An 18,447-nucleotide genomic window follows, 5' to 3' on the forward strand; every position below is an offset into this window, starting at 1 on the left:
AACTGCATCTTTGATAAGATGCAGTTTTTTTCATGTGGAGAAAAGATGCAAGATGGTTCTTTTGTTATAATTAGTTAAATTATGTAAGTATACTAGAATAGTGGAGACGAGACATGGTTCATATAAGAAAAGTAAAGAAGTCTGAAGAAGCACTGCTTCATAACCTTATGCAATTTTATATTTACGAATTTAGTAAATACATCCCGGAAATTAAACTTGAAAGCAACTTTAAGTATAAGCCCTTTGACCTGAGTCAGAACTGGGAAGACGAAACACATTTTGCTTACTTTTTCTGTCTGAAAACTGAAGTGATCTGATTTGCACTCATAGAAAGTAATAAGAAGATAAATACGGTGCTAGAGTTCTTCGTCCTAGCTAGTTATCAAGGGAAGGGATTTGGAAAAGCAGCTGCTAGAAATATTTTTAAAGCATTTGACGGATACTGGAATGTCTCTCAAATTGAAAAGAATCAACCAGCTTTAGCTTTTTGACGGAAAACGATTTCCGATATTACGAATGGAGGCATGGAGGAAGTCTATGAAAATAGGACGTATGTTCAGAAGTTCCATACTAGTTCTATCGTGTGACGGCTTCTGGGGAAAGATGTAATATACAATCTTTTTATCGGCATTGAAGGTGTAAGTTTAGCTTTGTAGGAAAATCAGAACCGCATGTCAAATATCTTTGAAGGAGTAATAATGTGGTTAAGCATAAAGATAGTTATACTAATTGATTGAGAGAAGAAGCATGCGAAATTGCACATGCTTCTTCTTTTATTTAAATATCTGTTAGATGAAAATGCTCCACAATATATTGCTTGAACTTCTCCGCAATAGGCGATAAAAACTTCCCTTCCATACTAGCGATGCCGATTGTCCGTTCACACTTTGGTGAGCTTATACGAACCTTAGCGATTTTCGTTCGATCCAAGCTTTTAACGTCAGGAAGGATGGAAATGCCCATCCCAGCTCCGACGAAACCGGCAATCGTCGTTACCTCTTCACCCTCAAACATAATCTTAGGAACAAGGCCCACTTGCTCGAAGATACTATCAATTGTTACGCGCAATGCATAGCCTTCCTCCATAAGGATAAAAGGTTCCTCGGCGATTTCTTGTAATGTGATCGATTCTCGATTGGCTAGGGGATGGTCTTTTGGGAAGAACAAGAAGAGCTCCTCTTGCCATAATGGAGTCCAGGCCATTTTGGAATCCTCAGGGAAGGATGCGAGCAGACATAGATCCAGGTCGCCAGATTGTAAGTTTTCCAACAGCCAATTGGAATGGTTCTGTTTTAAATGAAATCTAACGTGCGGATATTCTTCTTTAAATGCACCTATTATATTTGGAACTATTGTTGTGCCGAGTGTGTGCAGAAATCCAAGTGAAATTTCTCCCTTATCCGGGTCAAGCAAAGATTGGATTTCGTCTTTTCCTTCCTGGAATTCCTTTAAGATGAGGTCAACTCGCTTTAATAGAAGTTCTCCATACTTATTCAATTTAATTGTTCTGCCTTGACGGTCAAAAAGCGGTGTGCCAATTTGACTTTCCAGTCGAGCAATCGAGCGGGAAAGAGCTGGCTGGGTAATGGACAGAATCTGCGCAGCTCTTGTAACGTGCTGTTCACGTGCGAGTGTCTGGAAATATTCGAGTTGTTCCCATTCCATGCTGTTTAGCCTCCATTTATTATGTATTACATAGAGTAATTAAAAACATATTTATTATGCATTATACATTATACATAGCGAGTGTTACGATTTTATAGGAGAAATAAAGATACAGGAAATCTGAGGAGGATTACCATGGATTATAGGATCGAAAAAGATACTCTTGGGGAAGTAAAAGTACCAGCGGATAAATTCTGGGGTGCACAGACGCAGCGAAGCAAAGAGAATTTCAAAATAGGATCAGAAAGAATGCCGGAGCGTGTCGTGAAGGCTTTCGCTATATTGAAGCGCAGTACGGCTATTGCCAACCAGCGTCTGGGAAATCTGGCTAAAGAAAAAGCAGACGCTATCGTGACGGTCTGTGATGATATTCTTACTGGTAAGTATGATGATAATTTCCCGCTTGTTGTATGGCAGACAGGAAGCGGTACACAAAGTAATATGAACATGAATGAAGTGGTGGCAAACCTTGCTACTGCTTTGCTGAAAGAAAAAGGTTCGGAAGCGGTAGTACATCCGAATGATGATGTTAACCGCAGCCAAAGCTCAAATGATACATTCCCGACGGCGATGCATGTTGCAGGCGTGCTGGCTGTTTATGAACAGCTGCTTCCTGCGGTAGAACAGCTGCGTGACACGCTAAATAAAAAAGCGGAAACATTCCATAACATCGTGAAAATCGGACGTACACATCTTCAGGATGCTACGCCTTTGACGCTCGGTCAGGAAATCAGCGGCTGGGTGCATATGCTGGATCGTTCAAAGGAAATGGTTACCGAAGCGACTGAGAAACTTCGTGCTTTGGCAATCGGAGGAACAGCTGTTGGGACAGGCATCAACGCACATCCACAGTTTGGTGACACAGTTGCTGAGGAAATTACCAAATTCACAGAACAAGAATTCATTAGCTCACCCAATAAATTTCATGCTTTAACAAGCCATGATGAAATGACATATGCTCATGGTGCATTGAAAGCACTAGCTGCTGACTTGATGAAAATTGCGAATGATGTACGCTGGCTGGCGAGCGGACCTCGCTGTGGCATCGGCGAAATCATTATTCCTGCAAACGAGCCAGGCAGTTCTATCATGCCAGGAAAAGTTAATCCGACTCAATGTGAAGCATTGACTATGGTAGCAGTCCAAGTCATGGGGAATGATGCGACAATCGGATTTGCCGCAAGTCAGGGTAACTTTGAACTTAATGTATTTAAACCAGTTATCATCTATAACTTCCTGCAGTCTGCTCAGCTTTTAAGCGACAGTATGGTATCTTTCCATGATAACTGTGCAGTAGGTATTGAGCCGGATGAGCAAACCATCCAGGATAACTTAAAGAATTCTTTGATGCTGGTAACTGCTTTGAACCCGCACATCGGATACGAAAATGCGGCGAAAATAGCTAAACTGGCACATAAAGAAGGACTGACACTGAAAGAAGCCGCAGTGAAACTCGATCTGCTGACAGAAGAACAGTTTGATGAGATGGTGAAGCCGGAGGATATGGTTAAACCGAATATTTAATATGAAAATGCAAAAAGCAACCAAGTCGTTTTTTCCGACTTGGTTGCTTTTCTATGAAGTTAAGGGAGCTCTGCTAAGCGAAGCATGTACTGAATTTCCTTCCAAGCGCTATAGCTGTAGTTGTCACCAAACCATTGTATATGCTGTGTTATATTCTCCCATTGCACAAGAAGCATAGGGTGTATTTCTGTCGTATCTGCTATGTTGTACACAATTCCCAGGAAGTCGAGCGCTTCATTTAATAGAGAGGTTTCTTTAATTGTAAGGAGCACATTGATGACATCCGGAATAGATACAAACGCATCTGAGGAAGAGAGTCCTTTCGTTAACTCTGCATAACAATCACTAAAATACCATTCATTCTTCTCTAGCTTTGTCTCCCAATTTGCAAATATCTTAATCAATTCATTTCGCATCCTACAAAGAATACCCCGTCGACTGGAAAAAGAACTGCGACTGCTCGTAATTATACGATATTCGAGAGAAGTCAAACGGAAGACCATTGTTCAAATAGAAGATTGTTTCTACGAATAGTTTTGGATCACCTACAAGAAGTCCAAGATGCGATGCTTCATCTTCATTCAGCTTCTGGATGTGCACGTACATATCGGAGAAGCCGATTTTGGCACCTAAGGCATTGCTAATGTAATCGAAGATGGATCCGGTGGCGATTTCGTTATTCAGATAGGTGACAATATCCTTGTTGTAATAGGACTCTTCAAGACAAAGTATTTGTCCGTTGATATAACGTATCCGTTTAACGTAATAGACGTCATCTTCCGAATCGATTTTCAGGTTGAAGGCGACTTCTGCTGATGGTTTCCGGATATCGAGCTCCAGCACTTTTGCTGTAATGTCGAATCCGCTCAGCTCGTCACTGAAGCCTTGGTTCGAGAAGCTGATGTAGCCTTTTCGGTTGCGGCGCCGTACGAAGATGCCGCTGCCGCGCACTTGGTAGACAAGCCCTTTTCGTTCGAGCAGGCTGAGTGCTTTGATGACAGTGCTTTTGCTTGTTTTATATTGGGACATCAGGGTTTCCAGCACAGGCAGCTTGGTACCCTGCGGGAGGTCTTTCTTTTCGATATCCTGTTGGATCTCATTGGCGATTTGCTGATATTTAAGCATAGCTACATTCCTTATTTGTTTGGATAGAGCGATTTTAGCACATTAAATCTTTAACGAAAACCCTACTCTTTTAAAATGCTCTATTAATTTTATTAGTTTATACTTGATAAATTATACCGGTATAATTATAATGTAAGCGTATACTAAAAGAAAAAGAGGTGTTCCAAGTGGCTGAAAAAGTAAGGGATTATCCAAAACTTGCTGGGGATATACTGGAGGCTGTCGGTGGGGAAGAGAATATTGTAAACGCTACCCGCTGTGCGACACGGTTGCGTTTAGTGCTGAAACGTTCGAAGCCTTCTGCTAAACAAGAGGTTAATAGTTTGCCAGGTGTCATTACAGTAGTAGAAAACGGTGGTCAGTTCCAAGTCGTTATCGGTCAGCATGTCGGCGAGGTATATGATGAATTTGCCAAACTCGTAAATGTTGATACTGCTGAAGCAGGTAACGAGAACAAAGGCTCAATCCTTAACCGAATTATTGCAACAATGTCAGCTGTATTCGCACCATTCATCTATGTGCTTGCGGCGGCTGGTATTCTGCAAGGTGCACTTATTCTAATCAACTTGGTTTTCCCAAACTTCGAAACAACTAGTACGTACCAAGTATTTAGCTTTATTTCGTGGGCTCCATTTACGTTCCTGCCTATTTTCATTGCTATTACGGCGTCTAAGCATTTCAAGACAAATACGTATATAGCTGTTGCTGCTTGTGCAGCGCTTGTCAGTCCTGATTGGGCTACGATGGCTGCAAGCATTGCGGACGGAAATAGCATGAACTTCCTTGGGTTGCCTTTGACAGAAACGACTTATACATCATCTGTCTTGCCGCCACTGTTCCTAGTTTGGATCCTTTCTTACTTGGAGCGCTTCTTGAACAAGCACATGAACGAAGTAATCCGTCCATTGTTCGTGCCATTGATTTCTATCATAGTCATGGTTCCGCTGACACTTGTAGCAATAGGTCCATTGACTTCTCTTGGAGCAAATGGAATTGCGAACGGATACAATTTCTTAGCTGAATACGCACCATGGCTTGCAGGAGCGATCATTGGCTCCCTATGGCAGGTTATCGTTATCTTCGGTGTTCACTGGGGTATTACGCCGATGGTACTGGCTAACTTCGAGCAATATGGTCGTGATTCTTTCCAGGCTTATCAAACGATTGCGGTAATCGCACAGGTTGGTGCGGTTGTCGGTGTTATTTTAAAAGCGAAAAGTAAAGAAGTTAAAAAAGTCGGTGTTTCCGCAGGTATTACCGGTATATTCGGTATAACAGAACCAGCAATCTATGGTGTGACACTGCGATTCAAGAAACCATTTATTATTGGTTGTATATCTGGTGCAATTGGTGCAATTGTAGCAAGTTTCTTCAATCCATATTATTTCGCTTATGCTGGACTTCCAGGACCATTAACTATTGTGAATGGTATCAATGGAGACTACCCTACAAGTTTCATAGGTATTGTTATCGGCGCCGCTATCGCTATTGTGCTGCCAATCATCTTGATTCAGATTTTTGGTTTCGGTGAAGATACTGCAGCACAAGCTGACAGCAGTGTGGCAGTAGATCAGAAAGATAGCAACGCAGAAGCGTCTGCAGCAGAAAACAATGAAGAAGTAGTTCACGCACCGCTAAGCGGTAAATTGCTGGCGTTGGAAGAAGTGCCAGATGAAGTGTTCAGTTCAGGAGCAATGGGGAAAGGGCTGGCAATTGAGCCAAGTGAAAATAAAGTTTATGCGCCATTTGACGGAACCATTGTCATGCTCGCACCGACAAAGCATGCAATAGGATTACGCTCTAAGTCTGGTGCAGAAGTATTGATCCACGTAGGTCTTGATACAGTTAAGCTTAATGGCTCACCGTTCACACTGCATGTGAAAGAAGGAGACCGCGTGAAGCAAGGGGATGTATTGAGCGAGTTTGACAGCGAAGCGATTGAAGCTGCAGGTGTGCAAACGATCACGCCTATCATTCTTACCAATCCAGCTAATTATAAAGAAATCATCATTGACGAAACAGAGACAACGACGCAAGGCAATGACTTGCTGACGGTTGTGAAATAGGAGGAGATAGAGATGAATACATTACCGAAGGACTTCTTATGGGGCGGCGCTCTTGCCGCCCACCAATTCGAGGGTGGCTGGAACCAGGATGGCAAAGGCCCAAGTGTTATTGATGTATTAACTTCTGGTGCACATGGTGTGCCGCGGGAACTTACAGAAACGGTGGAACCGGATAAGTTTTATCCAAACCATGAAGCTATCGATTTCTACAATCGCTACAAAGAGGATGTTGCCTTATTCGCAGAGATGGGTCTTAAGTGCTTGCGTACATCCATTGGATGGACACGCATCTTCCCGAAAGGCGATGAAGCGGAGCCAAACGAAGCGGGCTTGAAGTTCTACGATGATCTTTTTGATGAACTATTAAAGCATGGCATTGAACCAGTCATTACGCTATCCCATTTCGAAATGCCATTACATTTGGCGCGTGAATTCGGCGGATTCCGCAGCAGAGAGGTTGTCCGCCACTTTGTCCGGTTCGCAGAAGTCTGCTTCGACCGTTATAAAGACAAGGTTAAATACTGGATGACTTTCAACGAAATCAATAACAAAATGGATACCGATAATCCATTATTCCTTTGGACGAACTCTGGTGTCACAGTGAAAGAGGGCGAAAATGCCCGTGAAGTGATGTACCAGGCTGGTCACCACGAGCTAATTGCAAGTGCACTAGCTGTCAGCAAAGGAAAGGAAATCAACCCTGAATTCCAAATTGGCGCCATGGTATCACACGTGCCGATTTATCCGTATTCCTCCAATCCAAACGATGTGATGCTGGCAGAAGAGCTGATGCGTGAGCGTTACTTCTTCCCGGATGTACATGTTCGCGGCTACTACCCAAGCTATGTGCTAAAAGAATTCGAACGAGAAGGCTATAACATCGTATTTGAAGATGGCGATGAAGAGATTCTTCGCAATGGTACGGTTGATTACCTTGGATTCAGTTATTACATGAGTACGACTATCAAAAGTGATAAAGAGACGGAACAAGACAGAAATATGACAAATGGCGGGTTGGCACAAAGTGTAGAGAACCCATATATCAAAGCAAGTGACTGGGGATGGTCCATTGACCCAACTGGTTTACGTTACACATTGAACCGTTTCTACGACCGTTATCAGATTCCATTGTTTATCGTCGAGAATGGCTTCGGCGCAATTGATAACGTGGAAGAAGACGGATCCATCCACGATCCACAGCGGATTGATTACTTGCGCTCCCATATCGAGGAGCTAATAAAAGCAGTTAAATACGATGGCGTTGACCTGTTAGGCTATACGCCGTGGGGAATTATCGACATCGTATCCTTCACAACTGGTGAAATGAAGAAACGCTATGGCATGATTCATGTGGATCGTGATAATGAAGGAAACGGCAGCATGAAACGGTCGAAGAAGGATTCGTTTGAGTGGTATAAGCAAGTGATTGCTTCGAATGGGGAAGAGCTGTAAAAAAAATAGACCTCTGGGAAGGTGTCTCCACCTTCAGAGGTCTATTTTTTGTTAGTAACTTTTTGTAGTGCTATTTATTTATGTCTTGATTTACTTTTTTCTTTCTTCCAATCCTCATTCATGGCCTTCCAGAGTGACCAAACCATAAACAGGAGTATAAAGGCGAAAGGAAATGCAGAAACAATGGACGCAGTCTGTAACGCGTTAAGTCCGCCAGTTGCCAGCAGTACAGAAGCAATTGCTGCTTGGATAATCCCCCAAGTCAATTTAATTTTATTGGATGGATTGAGGCTTCCGCCTGATGTTTGCATACCAAGCACAAACGTTGCAGAGTCAGCAGAAGTAATAAAGAATGTGCCGATTAAGAACAATGCAACGACTGATAGTAACGTAGACATCGGTAATCCTTCGAATACACCAAATAATGATTGTTCTTGCGCAAGATCAGTAAGTCCTGTATTGATACCATGAATTTCTTGGAACAGACCAGTACCGCCAAAGACAACAAACCAGAATGCACAGAAGATAGCTGGGATAAATAAAACGCCTATTACAAATTCACGAATGGTTCTTCCTTTAGAGACACGTGCAATGAATGTACCTACGAAAGGTGACCATGCAATAAACCAAGCCCAATAGAAAATGGTCCAGCTCTGAACCCAACTATTAATATCACTATCAAATGATCCTGTCTGGAAACTAAGTGCAGGCAGAGACTCCGCATACGATCCCATAGTAGATATAAACGTGTTAAGAATAAATTGTGTAGGACCTAGGAATAAAGTAAGTAAAAGCAGTAATACTGCCAACACAATATTAGCGTTACTCAGCCATTTTATTCCTTTACCTATGCCCGACCAAGCAGATGCCATGAACAGAATGGTAACAATGATAATAATAACAAACTGCGTGCTGAAATTATTTTTTATATCAGTAATGAATGCCAATCCGCCGGCGATTTGGGAAGCTCCTAATCCAAGGGAAGTAGCAACACCAAAGATAGTGGCAAAAACAGCAATAATATCAATCAGTTTACCAATCCATCCATTTGTTCTGTCTCCTATCAAGGGCTGGAATGTGGAACTAATAAGTCCAGGAGCACCTCTGCGGAACTTGAAGTATGCAATGGCTAAACCAATGACTGTATAAACGCCCCATGTCTGTAATCCCCAGTGGAATACAGAATAGCGAAGTGCATTCTTAGCCGCTTCGATAGTTTCCGGATCTGCTTCGGGTGGTGCTGCAAAGTGCGCAAGCGGCTCTGCTGTTCCCCAGAACACAAGTCCTATACCCATACCAGCACTGAACAACATAGCAAACCATGTAATACGTTTGAATTCTGGCTTTTCTCCTTCTTTTCCTAAACGCAAAGACCCAAAACGACTAAAAATCAGGTAGATGGAAAAGATCAGAAAGATAGCAACTGAAAGAATATAAAACCAACCAAATTTTGAGGTCAAAAAGGATTGCGCCTCAGTAGTTATATAATCCATATTCTCTGGTGCTATTACGCCCCAAAGAACAAAAATAGCGCAAAGGATTAAAGATATCCAAAAAACATTGCCTACTTTATTCATAATTCTATTCCCCTTTCAAAAATTCTTATAATCTCATCAATAGCTGTTTTTATAAGGAGTGAATTTATCTTAGTGATTCTAAATTCTACTCTTTCTAAGACAGCGGCCAGGATCATAAGAATTCTAACAACTTATCCGAACTGTATAGAACGACCTTTCTATTTTTAACATAAGTTTAATATTCAATCAACCGATAAAGCTTCTTCAGCGCCGTAAAAACCCCTTGATAATATAATTTTAACGAAATATTAAATAAGCAATAAAGCCCTCCGTTATCACTCATTATCTTGTTAATTTAAATCGTAAGGTACAAGACGGGAAAAGATTTTACAGGAGGCAGTAGAAAATTGTTTGACTTGTAATTACTGTAGGTTGTAATTTGTAATTTAGGTCTATCTAATTTAAAGGAGCCGTTAAGCATATGAGTCGATCTACAAAAAAAGATATGTTACTGCAAGTAGCGGAGCGATTGTTTTATGAGCATGGATTTCGCGGTGTAGGTCTTAAGCAAATCATCCGGGAGGCAAATGTTGCTACAATGACGCTTTATAACCATTTTCCTTCCAAAAATAAATTAGTTGAAGAAGTACTGAAGCGACGAGAAGAACGCTATTGGTCTTATCTGGATTCTTATATAGAGAAAGGTTCGAGTTCTCCTTTCATTCTAGCTGTAGAAGCGCACTGTCGCTGGTTAAAGGAACATTCCTATAAAGGGGATATGTTTTTGAGGGCAATAGAAGATTATACAGGGATAGACGATGAAATTGAAAACATAGCTAGAGAACATAAAATAAGATTGCTGCATTATTTTCAACAGCTAGCACAAGAAAATTGGGATAATAATCCACTTGATTTAGCCAATCAGCTGACGCTGCTTCTTGAAGGAACCACTTCTATGACCACCTTGATTGGTGCGGATAAAGCAGCGGACTACTCCATTGCGATGGCAAAAGTACTTTTTCAGCACACGTCATGATTTTTATTTTTATTAGAGCCTGATATATACATCTAAATTATTACGTTAAGTGAGATAGAAGGTATAATGCAGTTTTTCATCAAGTCATCTTTCACCTTTAAAGATTACACACAAACAGTACCCTGATTTGTGCTGGTCAATAAATGATATATCTGAACTGAAGAAGTTGAGCAGTGGTAAGACTAACCTAGTGAATAGAACATAATGAAACACCCTTCATGTACTGCAGAGTGATAATTGAAGGGTATTTTTTATGGGGAAAAACAGCTATCCAAAGACGTTTTTGACTGTTGCAAAGATAACTTAATCGGTCTGTATATCCGGATTACAGATCAGGAAGACATTGGGTGGTAATATCCAGTAAATGTATTTCTAAGCAACTAGCGTGTTTCATGTTATCCCAATCTTGTAACGAAGGCCATACAACTTTTGTACCCAATCACTAGTCAAAATGTAAGCGCTTTAATATAAAATGAAATCAGGAGGTGAATCCAATGATGCTAGACAAGCGGCCATCCATCTTGCTTGAGCAGCTTATCCGTTCACAGCACATTACATTGCAACAGCTCATGGATCTCACTCAATTATCCAAAAGGCAGCTGACTTATGACTTGGAGAAGCTGAATGACTGGCTTACAGCAGAGCAGTTGCCGCAGATCCTATATAAAGGTACGCAGCTCATTCGTGTACCTCAGGAGGTGGTGCAGTGTTACCAAAAGAAGCAGCTGATTCAAAATGGTCAGCAGCTTGTATTAGGCGAAGAAGATCGTCTGCTTTTACTTTACCTGTATTTGTTCATAAGGGAGGAGCCTGTATCATCTTACCATTTAACACATGTGCTCCAAGTTAGCAAAAATACAGTAGTTGCAGATATCAAACGTGCCAATAAGCGGATTAATCCATTCTTAGTAGAAATTCGTTATACAAGACAGAATGGCTATCATCTTAGGGGATCCGAAGCGGATAAAAGAATTTTGGTTCAAAATCATCTGGCGAAGATGCTGCAAAATCCCGCTTTTCCGACTATAGTGAAACATCTCACAGCACATTTAAAAAATGTGACAGCAAAAGATGTGCAAGATTTATTGCAGACGATGGAAAAGGATTTCGGACTTCAGTTCGTTGAGGAAAGGCTGGATCATTTCACCTATTTTTTAGTGCTGTATGCCTGCCGACTTCGTGAAGGAAAAACAGTCCGTTTCCATGAAGACGAAATTCTCAATATGAAACAGGATGCCATGTGGGGTGTGACACTATCTGTTTTTGAAAAGCTTCAACTACCACTTGATGAAAATGAAGTATGTTATTTCAGCATCCACTTGCTTGCTCTATCACTAGGTCAAATACAGCAGGAAAGCAATACGCGAGATCTGCTGTATAGATTGTGCGAACAATTGGTCTTGGATTTCGAGAACAAGGCTGCTGTCGTTTTCGAACGAAGGGCTAATGTCGTACGCACCCTCTATCAGCATATGAGGCCAGCTTACTATCGAATGAAATATCGGATTCCGATACACAACCCGCTTTTACAACAGATTAAAAATGAACATCAAGAATTGTATCTGATTGTACAAGAGCTGTTACAACCGGTGGGAGACCTGCTCAATATTGTTATTCCGGAAGAAGAGATAGGATTTATTACGATTCATTTCGGCGCGTTATTAGAAAAGCCGACACAGCAAATGCCAAGGAAGAAAAGAGCTCTAGTCGTCTGTCCGAGCGGTATAAGTTCTTCCTTGATGGTGAAATACATGCTCGAATCATTATTTTCAGAGATTGTGGTCGAGGATACATGCTCACTCCGACAATTCGAACAGAAGACTGCAATGGATTATGATGTTATCTTCTCAACAATTGATTTGCAGTCCAGTATCCCGTGTTTTCACGTTAAACCGATCATGTCGCCTACTGAAAAAAGTGCTTTAGTCAATGGAGTGTATGAAACATTATTCGGTATTCAATATGATGGCGTATCAGTAAGAGAGCTTCTTCAGGAAATCAGCCGATACGCCAGCATCCATGATGAGAAACAATTAGAAAACATGCTGAGGACATTCCAGTTCCATCGCAAAACAGATCGCAGAAAGGAGAATCAACCAGTGTTACAAGACTTGTTACATGAAGATACTGTTCAACTAGCTGAAAGTTTACCAAGCTGGCAAGATGCAATTGCCTGCGTTGCCAAGCCTCTGCTGCAAAATGAGTCTATCTCGCCATCTTATGTAGAGGCAATGATAGAAAATATAGAAAAACTAGGGCCTTATGTAGTGATAGGACCGGATGTTGCCATCCCGCATGCCAGACCGGAATCCGGTGTGCATGCAGTAGGAATGAGCTTTCTTAGATTAAAGGAGCCTGTCTATTTTTCCACAAATCATACCAAAGGAGTTAGATTATTATTTTGTATTGCGGCAATCGATAACAAAACCCATTTAAGGGCACTGTCGCAGCTGACCAAACTGCTCAGCGATAAAGAAAATGTTGCAACACTGATTGAATCTGATAGTAAGGAAGAAATACTTGCACTATTTAAAAGTTATTCAACTATAGCCTGAAAATTGGAGGAGTAATTATGAAGATATTAGCAGTTTGCGGGTCAGGACTAGGAAGCAGCTTTATGTTGGAGATGAATGTTCAGCAGATTCTATCAGAGTTAGGTGTCACTGGTGTAGAGGTGAGTCATTCAGATTTGAGCTCGGCAACTCCTGATGATGCGGATTTGTTTATTGCTGCCAAGGATATTGCTGATGGGATGCATCACTTAGGTGAAGTAATCGTGATTGACAGCATCATCGATATGGACGGAATCAAAGCAAAGCTGCAAGAGGTTCTTCAACAGAAGGGCATCATTTCCTAAAGAACAAAGGAGGAGAATACAATGGTCGAAAGATTTCTGAAGCTGGTCATCGATATTCTTAGCACGCCGGCGGTATTGGTGGCATTGATTTCCTTGGTGGGGCTAATCATCCTGAAGAAGCCGCTGAGCGAGATTATTAAAGGGACGACGAAAACATTCCTTGGTTTCTTGGTAATCTCTGCTGGTGCGAATATCATTGTTGGTTCACTTGACCCGTTCGGGCAAATGTTCCAGCATGCTTTCAATGTAAATGGTGTAGTACCGAACAATGAAGCTATCGTAGCGATGGCACTGACGGAATATGGAAGTACAACTGCATTTATTATGTTCTTTGGTATGTTAGCCAATATTCTGATCGCGCGTTTTACTAGATTGAAATTCATCTTCCTTACAGGTCACCACACGCTGTATATGGCTTGTATGCTCGCTGTAATCCTTGCAGTATCAGGATTGAAGGGTGTTCCGCTTATCATTGTCGGTTCCTTGGCTCTTGGGTTGATCATGGCTGCTTTTCCGGCAATTTGCCAGCCGTTCATGCGGAAAATCACAGGTAACGACAATGTGGGATTCGGTCATTTCTCAAGCTTAGGTTATGCACTTTCCGGAGTGGTAGGCAAAGTAGTTGGGAAGGGATCCAGATCTACAGAAGATATTAAGTTTCCGAAAGGATTGGGGTTCCTGCGAGATAGTTCGGTTACGATCTCGCTTACGATGGTTGTGCTTTATGTCATCATTGCACTATTTGCTGGTCCAGGATATGTAGAGGGGGAATTGAGCGGAGGTACTCACTATATCGTCTTCTCTATAATCCAAGGCGTAACGTTTGCAGCAGGTGTATTCGTCATCCTGACAGGAGTGCGTCTAGTGCTAGCTGAAATCGTCCCTGCTTTCAAAGGTATTTCTACAAAACTTGTTCCGAATTCTAAACCAGCTCTGGATTGTCCAGTTGTTTTCCCTTATGCACCGAATGCAGTTCTTATCGGATTCTTCTGCAGCTTCCTTGGAGGAATTGTTGGCATGGTGGCACTCGGGCTTGCTGGAGCTGTTATCATCTTACCGGGCGTTGTACCGCACTTCTTTACAGGTGCTACAGCTGGTGTTTTCGGAAACGCAACTGGCGGTGTAAGAGGAGCAACCATTGGAGCTTTCGCAAATGGATTGTTGATTACTTTCCTTCCGGTATTTTTGATGCCGGTACTAGGAGATTTAGGATTCGCTAGTACGACTTTCTCAGATGCAGACTTTGCGGCTTCAGGCATCGTACTTGGACAGGTGGCGAAAATGTTCGGTGCAGCAGGTGTTACCGTAACGGTTGTTGGTCTTGTTGTGTTGGCTGTTGTCTTCGGATTGTTTAAACGCAATAAAAAGACAAATGACTCCAATCAGATTGGTGCCTAATAGATGCTGAACAGGAAGGAAGAAGATAAATGATGGATTTAGAGAAGGTAGAGAGGTTCCGGGATGAAATTAGATTGAAGACACTTCAAGAGCTTCATCATTTGGGGTTCGGTCACTATGGAGGAAGCTTATCTATCATTGAAACATTAGCAGTACTTTACGGAGATGTGATGCAAGTTAATCCGACTGATCCAATGTGGGAAGATCGAGACTATTTCATTTTATCAAAGGGACACGGTGGCCCAGGGCTTTATGCAGCGCTTGCAGTAAAGGGATATTTTCCTGAAGAGATGCTGTATACACTAAATCAAAATGGTACAAAGCTGCCTTCTCATCCAGACAAAAACCTGACGCCAGGTGTGGACATGACGACAGGTTCGCTCGGTCAAGGTATATCAGCTGCTGTAGGTGTTGCGCTGTCTCATAAGCTCTCCGAACGGAAGAACAAGACATTTTGTATCGTAGGTGACGGAGAACTGAATGAAGGCCAATGCTGGGAAGCTTTTCAATTCGCTGCCCATCATAAACTGCACAATTTATTCGTTTTCGTTGATGATAATAAGAAGCAATTGGATGGTCTGACGAAGGATATCATTGACCCTATCGATTTTGCTGCAAAGATGGATGCCTTTGGTTTTTATACTTGCAAAGTGGACGGAAGTGACGTAGCAGACATCTATCAAGCAATCTTGCAAGGTATGAATCAAAAGGAAAAACCAGTAGCCATCATCTTGGATACTATCAAAGGGCAGGGAGTACGTTATTTGGAGGAGTTGGCTGATAATCACCACATCAGACCGAACGAATCAGATACAGCGGCAATTGAACAGGCAATTCATGAGCTGGAAACGAAACTGAAGCAGGAGGTGGGAGGATGATTACGACTGTTTATGAAAAGGAAAAACGAGAGATGCGCCAAGTCTATGCTGAAACCATTCTGGAACTGGCAAAAGCAAACCCGGAAGTGATAGCTCTGGAAGCGGACTTGATGAGTGCTATCACAACGAATAAAATCAAAGCAGAGATACCAAATCAGCTCATCAACAGCGGTATTATGGAAGCCAACATGATGGGAGTTGCGGCTGGTTTATCTCTTACAGGGAAAATTCCTTATGTGCACACTTTCGGCCAGTTCGCTACGAGAAGGACATTTGATCAGCTATTCGTTTCAGGAGGATATGCCAAGACAAATATCAAAATCCTCGGGTCAGATGCAGGAATTACGGCAGAGCATAACGGCGGTACCCATATGACATTTGAAGATATTGGGCTTATGAGGCTGGTTCCGCAAGCGCATGTTTATGAAGCTAGTGATTCTACTATGCTTGGGTACTTGCTGAGACGTATTGAAAAAGAGCACGGCATCCACTATATCCGTACAATTCGGAAGAATGCAGTCAAGCTTTACGAGGAAAACGAAACCTTTGAAGACGGAAAAGGGAAGCTATTGCGTGACGGATGTGATGTCACTATCATAGCAACCGGTATTATGGTTGCAGAAGCTTTACAGGCTGCAGATATTCTCGAGCGGCAAGGGATCCACGCGGCTGTCATTGATATGTATTCTATCAAACCAATTGATGCAGAATTGATCACAGAATATGCCCAAAAGACAAAAGCAATTGTAACAGCAGAAAATCATAATGTAATCGGCGGGTTAGGTAGTGCCGTCTCGGAAGTATTAGCTGAGAATCACCCTGTACCGATGTATAGAATAGGAGTACGTGAACAGTTTGGGCAAGTGGGGAAAGTAGATTATTTAAAGACTTATTATAAGCTCACAAATACAGATATCGTTGAAGCTGTACAAAGGCTTATAGAGAAGCAACTGGATGTCACTCACTGCGAATGAAGAAGTTTATAATAGTATGTAAGATAAAGGCTGTCGTTATAAAGCGATAGCCTTTATCTTTTGACTGCCTTCCAAATCGTCCACCTATCACTTTCCACAATATCCCTTTCCTCTGTGATACAATCGTCTATATACAAAACCAACTTCTCCAGTTCAGCATCCTCTAAAGCATGCAGGATGCTTCTCCCCAGTCTGGCACGAATATCTGCCAGCAGTTTTTCTTTCGACACATGTATTTGACGAACTTCCCATAATGTATGTTTCTCTATATCATGAAAGCCGCAATCTTCTAGATTTTTCATAACTTGAGCGGATGTATGTCTTCTGCTGATTTCCATCTCTGCGAGTTCTGGAAAACACGAGAAGAAATACCCTCTTATATGCTCGGGATTTCCTGGCAGCAGGCAATCTTCTGGTGTGCGGTCCTGAATAAGCAATACTCCACCGGGGCGCAATAAACGATATGCTTCTGAGAAACAAGGCTGTATGTCCTGTAAGTGATGAATCAATGCGCGTTCCAGAATCAGGTCGCAGCTCGCTGATTCCAACCCAGTTACTTGAGCGTCACCCTTGTGGAAACTAATTCCTTCCCGCCCGTGACAATACTCTGCTGCTGCCTCGAGCATGACTTCTGATGAATCTACTCCTATCACAGATGGGATGCCCATTTCCGCAAGTGCTTTCGTGTAAATACCGCCGCCGCAGCCGATATCGAGAGCCTGTTCAATAGGATGATTTTCGATGAGGGAGGTATAAGTTCTAATCCATGTGGCGTTTGCATTTCTTTGGGTATAACTCCATGTATTCTTTGTATGATGAAAATCCATAGTTACTATCCTTTCTGATTGGAAGTGAAAAAATGGCTTTACAGTTGGTGGATCTAAATGGAGCACAGCAGGGTGTCATTATGAAGCATAATAAGGATAAAGCTGCTCCTATCTTGTTATTTCTGCACGGAGGTCCTGGATTTCCTGCTTATCCGTTAATAAGGGCACATGGAGTGCAACTGGAACAAGAGTTTACTGTTTGCTACTGGGATCAGCGCGGTACCGGTTCCTCCTACAAAGCAGCTGAGGGCGGAAAATTGCTTACGTTGGAACAACTACTTGCAGATACCTTGGAATTAATTGCATTCCTAAGGAAGACCTATGACAAAGAGAAGATATATGTACTTGGGCATTCATGGGGCAGTATTTTAGGAACAATGGCTGCGCAAAAAGTGCCAGAACAGCTTCATGCCTATATAGGAGTAGGGCAAATTGGTATTCAGTTTGAATCGGAAAAAGAAGCATATGACTTCCTCGTCTCGGAAGCTGATCGCCGCTCAGATGAAAGAGCTAAACGTAAATTAGCTCGGAAAAAATTTGATAAAAGTTACTACCAAAACCGTGCCTATGGAGCAGTTCGATTCAAGTATACGAATAAGTACGCTGTTGGTTTTACCCGAGATGGTTACAATAGCAGCCGCCTGATCCGGGAAGTGATGGTCTGTCCAGAATATAGATGGATAGATAAATTCAATATATTCGCAGGCAGCGGACTCTCGTATCAAAGGCTTGCAAAGGAGATAAGCACAATCAATCTAATTCGTACTGTTCCTGAGCTGGAAGTGCCGGTGTTCTTCCTTCATGGGCAGTATGACTATCAAACTACTTATCAGCAGGCTTACAACTTCTATACATCACTTAAAGCACCAGTTAAACAGTTTCATACTTTTTCAGAAAGTGCACACAGCCCGTTTCTCGAGGAACCGAAGAAGTTTATCAATCTTTTAAAAACGATACGGGAGACTGTTGCATCGTGACAAAACAAAAATCAGAAGTTCGTCCGCTTAAAAGTACCGATGTCGCCCTTCTGGTCAAATGGCTGTCAGATCCTGAAGTACTTGTATTTTATGAAGGCGGGGTTCCGCAAAGTAAAGCCATTGCAAAAGCGTGAGTGGCATGAAGGGAGCT

General features: G+C 42.1%; 16 protein-coding genes. 11 read left to right on the forward strand and 5 right to left on the reverse strand.

Annotated features, from left to right (window positions below):
• Positions 1-777: 777 nt before the first annotated feature.
• Positions 778-1,665, reverse strand: a complete 888-nt coding sequence (locus ACH6C1_RS17645; protein WP_374079453.1) for a LysR family transcriptional regulator — start codon at positions 1,663-1,665, stop codon at positions 778-780.
• A gap of 135 nt (positions 1,666-1,800) precedes the next feature.
• Here ACH6C1_RS17645 and fumC point away from each other — a divergent pair, with 135 nt between their 5' ends.
• Positions 1,801-3,189 carry a class II fumarate hydratase gene (fumC, locus tag ACH6C1_RS17650; RefSeq protein WP_374079455.1) on the forward strand — a complete coding sequence of 463 codons (1,389 nt, stop codon included), beginning with the start codon at positions 1,801-1,803 and terminating at the stop codon, positions 3,187-3,189.
• Between the two features lie 59 nt (positions 3,190-3,248).
• Here the strand turns inward: fumC and ACH6C1_RS17655 are convergent, their stop codons facing one another.
• On the reverse strand, positions 3,249-3,593 hold the full coding sequence (locus tag ACH6C1_RS17655) for an ABC transporter (RefSeq protein ID WP_374079458.1): 345 nt from the start codon (positions 3,591-3,593) through the stop codon (positions 3,249-3,251).
• Positions 3,594-3,606: 13 nt separating this feature from the next.
• The gene (locus ACH6C1_RS17660) at positions 3,607-4,314 is read right to left on the reverse strand and encodes a GntR family transcriptional regulator (protein ID WP_374079460.1); all 708 of its coding nucleotides are present in this window, start codon (positions 4,312-4,314) and stop codon (positions 3,607-3,609) included.
• A 167-nt stretch (positions 4,315-4,481) separates the two neighbouring features.
• Here ACH6C1_RS17660 and ACH6C1_RS17665 point away from each other — a divergent pair, with 167 nt between their 5' ends.
• Complete coding sequence (locus ACH6C1_RS17665) at positions 4,482-6,380, forward strand: beta-glucoside-specific PTS transporter subunit IIABC (protein WP_095218786.1); 1,899 nt, start codon at positions 4,482-4,484, stop codon at positions 6,378-6,380.
• A 12-nt stretch (positions 6,381-6,392) separates the two neighbouring features.
• Complete coding sequence (gene bglA / locus ACH6C1_RS17670; RefSeq protein ID WP_374079463.1) at positions 6,393-7,832, forward strand: 6-phospho-beta-glucosidase BglA; 1,440 nt, start codon at positions 6,393-6,395, stop codon at positions 7,830-7,832.
• A gap of 74 nt (positions 7,833-7,906) precedes the next feature.
• On the opposite strand, the gene ACH6C1_RS17675 is transcribed toward bglA, so the two are convergent.
• Positions 7,907-9,409, reverse strand: a complete 1,503-nt coding sequence (locus ACH6C1_RS17675; protein WP_374079465.1) for a glycine betaine uptake BCCT transporter — start codon at positions 9,407-9,409, stop codon at positions 7,907-7,909.
• 421 nt (positions 9,410-9,830) lie between these two features.
• On the opposite strand from ACH6C1_RS17675, the gene ACH6C1_RS17680 reads away from it, so the two are divergent.
• The 6 genes from ACH6C1_RS17680 (at position 9,831) to ACH6C1_RS17705 (ending at position 16,492) form a co-directional block, all read left to right on the forward strand.
• On the forward strand, positions 9,831-10,385 hold the full coding sequence (locus tag ACH6C1_RS17680; protein ID WP_095218783.1) for a TetR/AcrR family transcriptional regulator: 555 nt from the start codon (positions 9,831-9,833) through the stop codon (positions 10,383-10,385).
• Positions 10,386-10,879: 494 nt separating this feature from the next.
• Positions 10,880-12,940, forward strand: a complete 2,061-nt coding sequence (locus ACH6C1_RS17685; protein WP_374079468.1) for a BglG family transcription antiterminator — start codon at positions 10,880-10,882, stop codon at positions 12,938-12,940.
• Positions 12,941-12,957: 17 nt separating this feature from the next.
• Positions 12,958-13,242: a PTS sugar transporter subunit IIB gene (locus ACH6C1_RS17690; protein WP_095230717.1), complete on the forward strand. Its 285-nt coding sequence runs from the start codon at positions 12,958-12,960 to the stop codon at positions 13,240-13,242.
• 21 nt (positions 13,243-13,263) lie between these two features.
• The gene (locus ACH6C1_RS17695; RefSeq protein WP_095218780.1) at positions 13,264-14,640 is read left to right on the forward strand and encodes a PTS ascorbate transporter subunit IIC; all 1,377 of its coding nucleotides are present in this window, start codon (positions 13,264-13,266) and stop codon (positions 14,638-14,640) included.
• A gap of 29 nt (positions 14,641-14,669) precedes the next feature.
• Positions 14,670-15,518, forward strand: coding sequence for a transketolase (locus ACH6C1_RS17700; RefSeq protein ID WP_374079472.1), 849 nt, complete (start codon positions 14,670-14,672; stop codon positions 15,516-15,518).
• Positions 15,515-16,492, forward strand: coding sequence for a transketolase family protein (locus ACH6C1_RS17705; protein WP_374079475.1), 978 nt, complete (start codon positions 15,515-15,517; stop codon positions 16,490-16,492). Before ACH6C1_RS17700 ends, ACH6C1_RS17705 begins: the two co-directional genes overlap by 4 nt.
• Before the next feature lie 53 nt (positions 16,493-16,545).
• On the opposite strand, the gene ACH6C1_RS17710 is transcribed toward ACH6C1_RS17705, so the two are convergent.
• Entirely contained in the window at positions 16,546-17,319 is a 774-nt protein-coding gene (locus tag ACH6C1_RS17710; RefSeq protein WP_374079477.1) for a class I SAM-dependent methyltransferase, read from the reverse strand.
• A 32-nt stretch (positions 17,320-17,351) separates the two neighbouring features.
• Between ACH6C1_RS17710 and ACH6C1_RS17715 the strand changes: the two genes are divergently transcribed.
• On the forward strand, positions 17,352-18,296 hold the full coding sequence (locus tag ACH6C1_RS17715) for an alpha/beta fold hydrolase (protein WP_374079479.1): 945 nt from the start codon (positions 17,352-17,354) through the stop codon (positions 18,294-18,296).
• Positions 18,293-18,430, forward strand: coding sequence for a GNAT family protein (locus tag ACH6C1_RS17720; protein WP_176466403.1), 138 nt, complete (start codon positions 18,293-18,295; stop codon positions 18,428-18,430). The genes ACH6C1_RS17715 and ACH6C1_RS17720 overlap by 4 nt, the downstream gene beginning before the upstream one ends.
• Positions 18,431-18,447 lie beyond the last annotated feature (17 nt).

It is taken from the genome of Terribacillus sp. JSM ZJ617 (assembly GCF_044383785.1).
GTDB lineage: Bacteria > Bacillota > Bacilli > Bacillales > Amphibacillaceae > Terribacillus.

Bases quoted from the DNA above. Each gene is read 5' to 3' on its own strand.
- ACH6C1_RS17645 (WP_374079453.1), bottom strand. From the start codon at position 1,665: ATGGAATGGGAACAACTCGAATATTTCCAGACACTCGCACGTGAACAG.
- fumC (WP_374079455.1), top strand. From the start codon at position 1,801: ATGGATTATAGGATCGAAAAAGATACTCTTGGGGAAGTAAAAGTACCA.
- ACH6C1_RS17660 (WP_374079460.1), bottom strand. From the start codon at position 4,314: ATGCTTAAATATCAGCAAATCGCCAATGAGATCCAACAGGATATCGAA.
- bglA (WP_374079463.1), top strand. From the start codon at position 6,393: ATGAATACATTACCGAAGGACTTCTTATGGGGCGGCGCTCTTGCCGCC.
- ACH6C1_RS17675 (WP_374079465.1), bottom strand. From the start codon at position 9,409: ATGAATAAAGTAGGCAATGTTTTTTGGATATCTTTAATCCTTTGCGCT.
- ACH6C1_RS17680 (WP_095218783.1), top strand. From the start codon at position 9,831: ATGAGTCGATCTACAAAAAAAGATATGTTACTGCAAGTAGCGGAGCGA.
- ACH6C1_RS17685 (WP_374079468.1), top strand. From the start codon at position 10,880: ATGATGCTAGACAAGCGGCCATCCATCTTGCTTGAGCAGCTTATCCGT.
- ACH6C1_RS17690 (WP_095230717.1), top strand. From the start codon at position 12,958: ATGAAGATATTAGCAGTTTGCGGGTCAGGACTAGGAAGCAGCTTTATG.
- ACH6C1_RS17695 (WP_095218780.1), top strand. From the start codon at position 13,264: ATGGTCGAAAGATTTCTGAAGCTGGTCATCGATATTCTTAGCACGCCG.
- ACH6C1_RS17700 (WP_374079472.1), top strand. From the start codon at position 14,670: ATGATGGATTTAGAGAAGGTAGAGAGGTTCCGGGATGAAATTAGATTG.
- ACH6C1_RS17705 (WP_374079475.1), top strand. From the start codon at position 15,515: ATGATTACGACTGTTTATGAAAAGGAAAAACGAGAGATGCGCCAAGTC.
- ACH6C1_RS17710 (WP_374079477.1), bottom strand. From the start codon at position 17,319: ATGGATTTTCATCATACAAAGAATACATGGAGTTATACCCAAAGAAAT.
- ACH6C1_RS17715 (WP_374079479.1), top strand. From the start codon at position 17,352: ATGGCTTTACAGTTGGTGGATCTAAATGGAGCACAGCAGGGTGTCATT.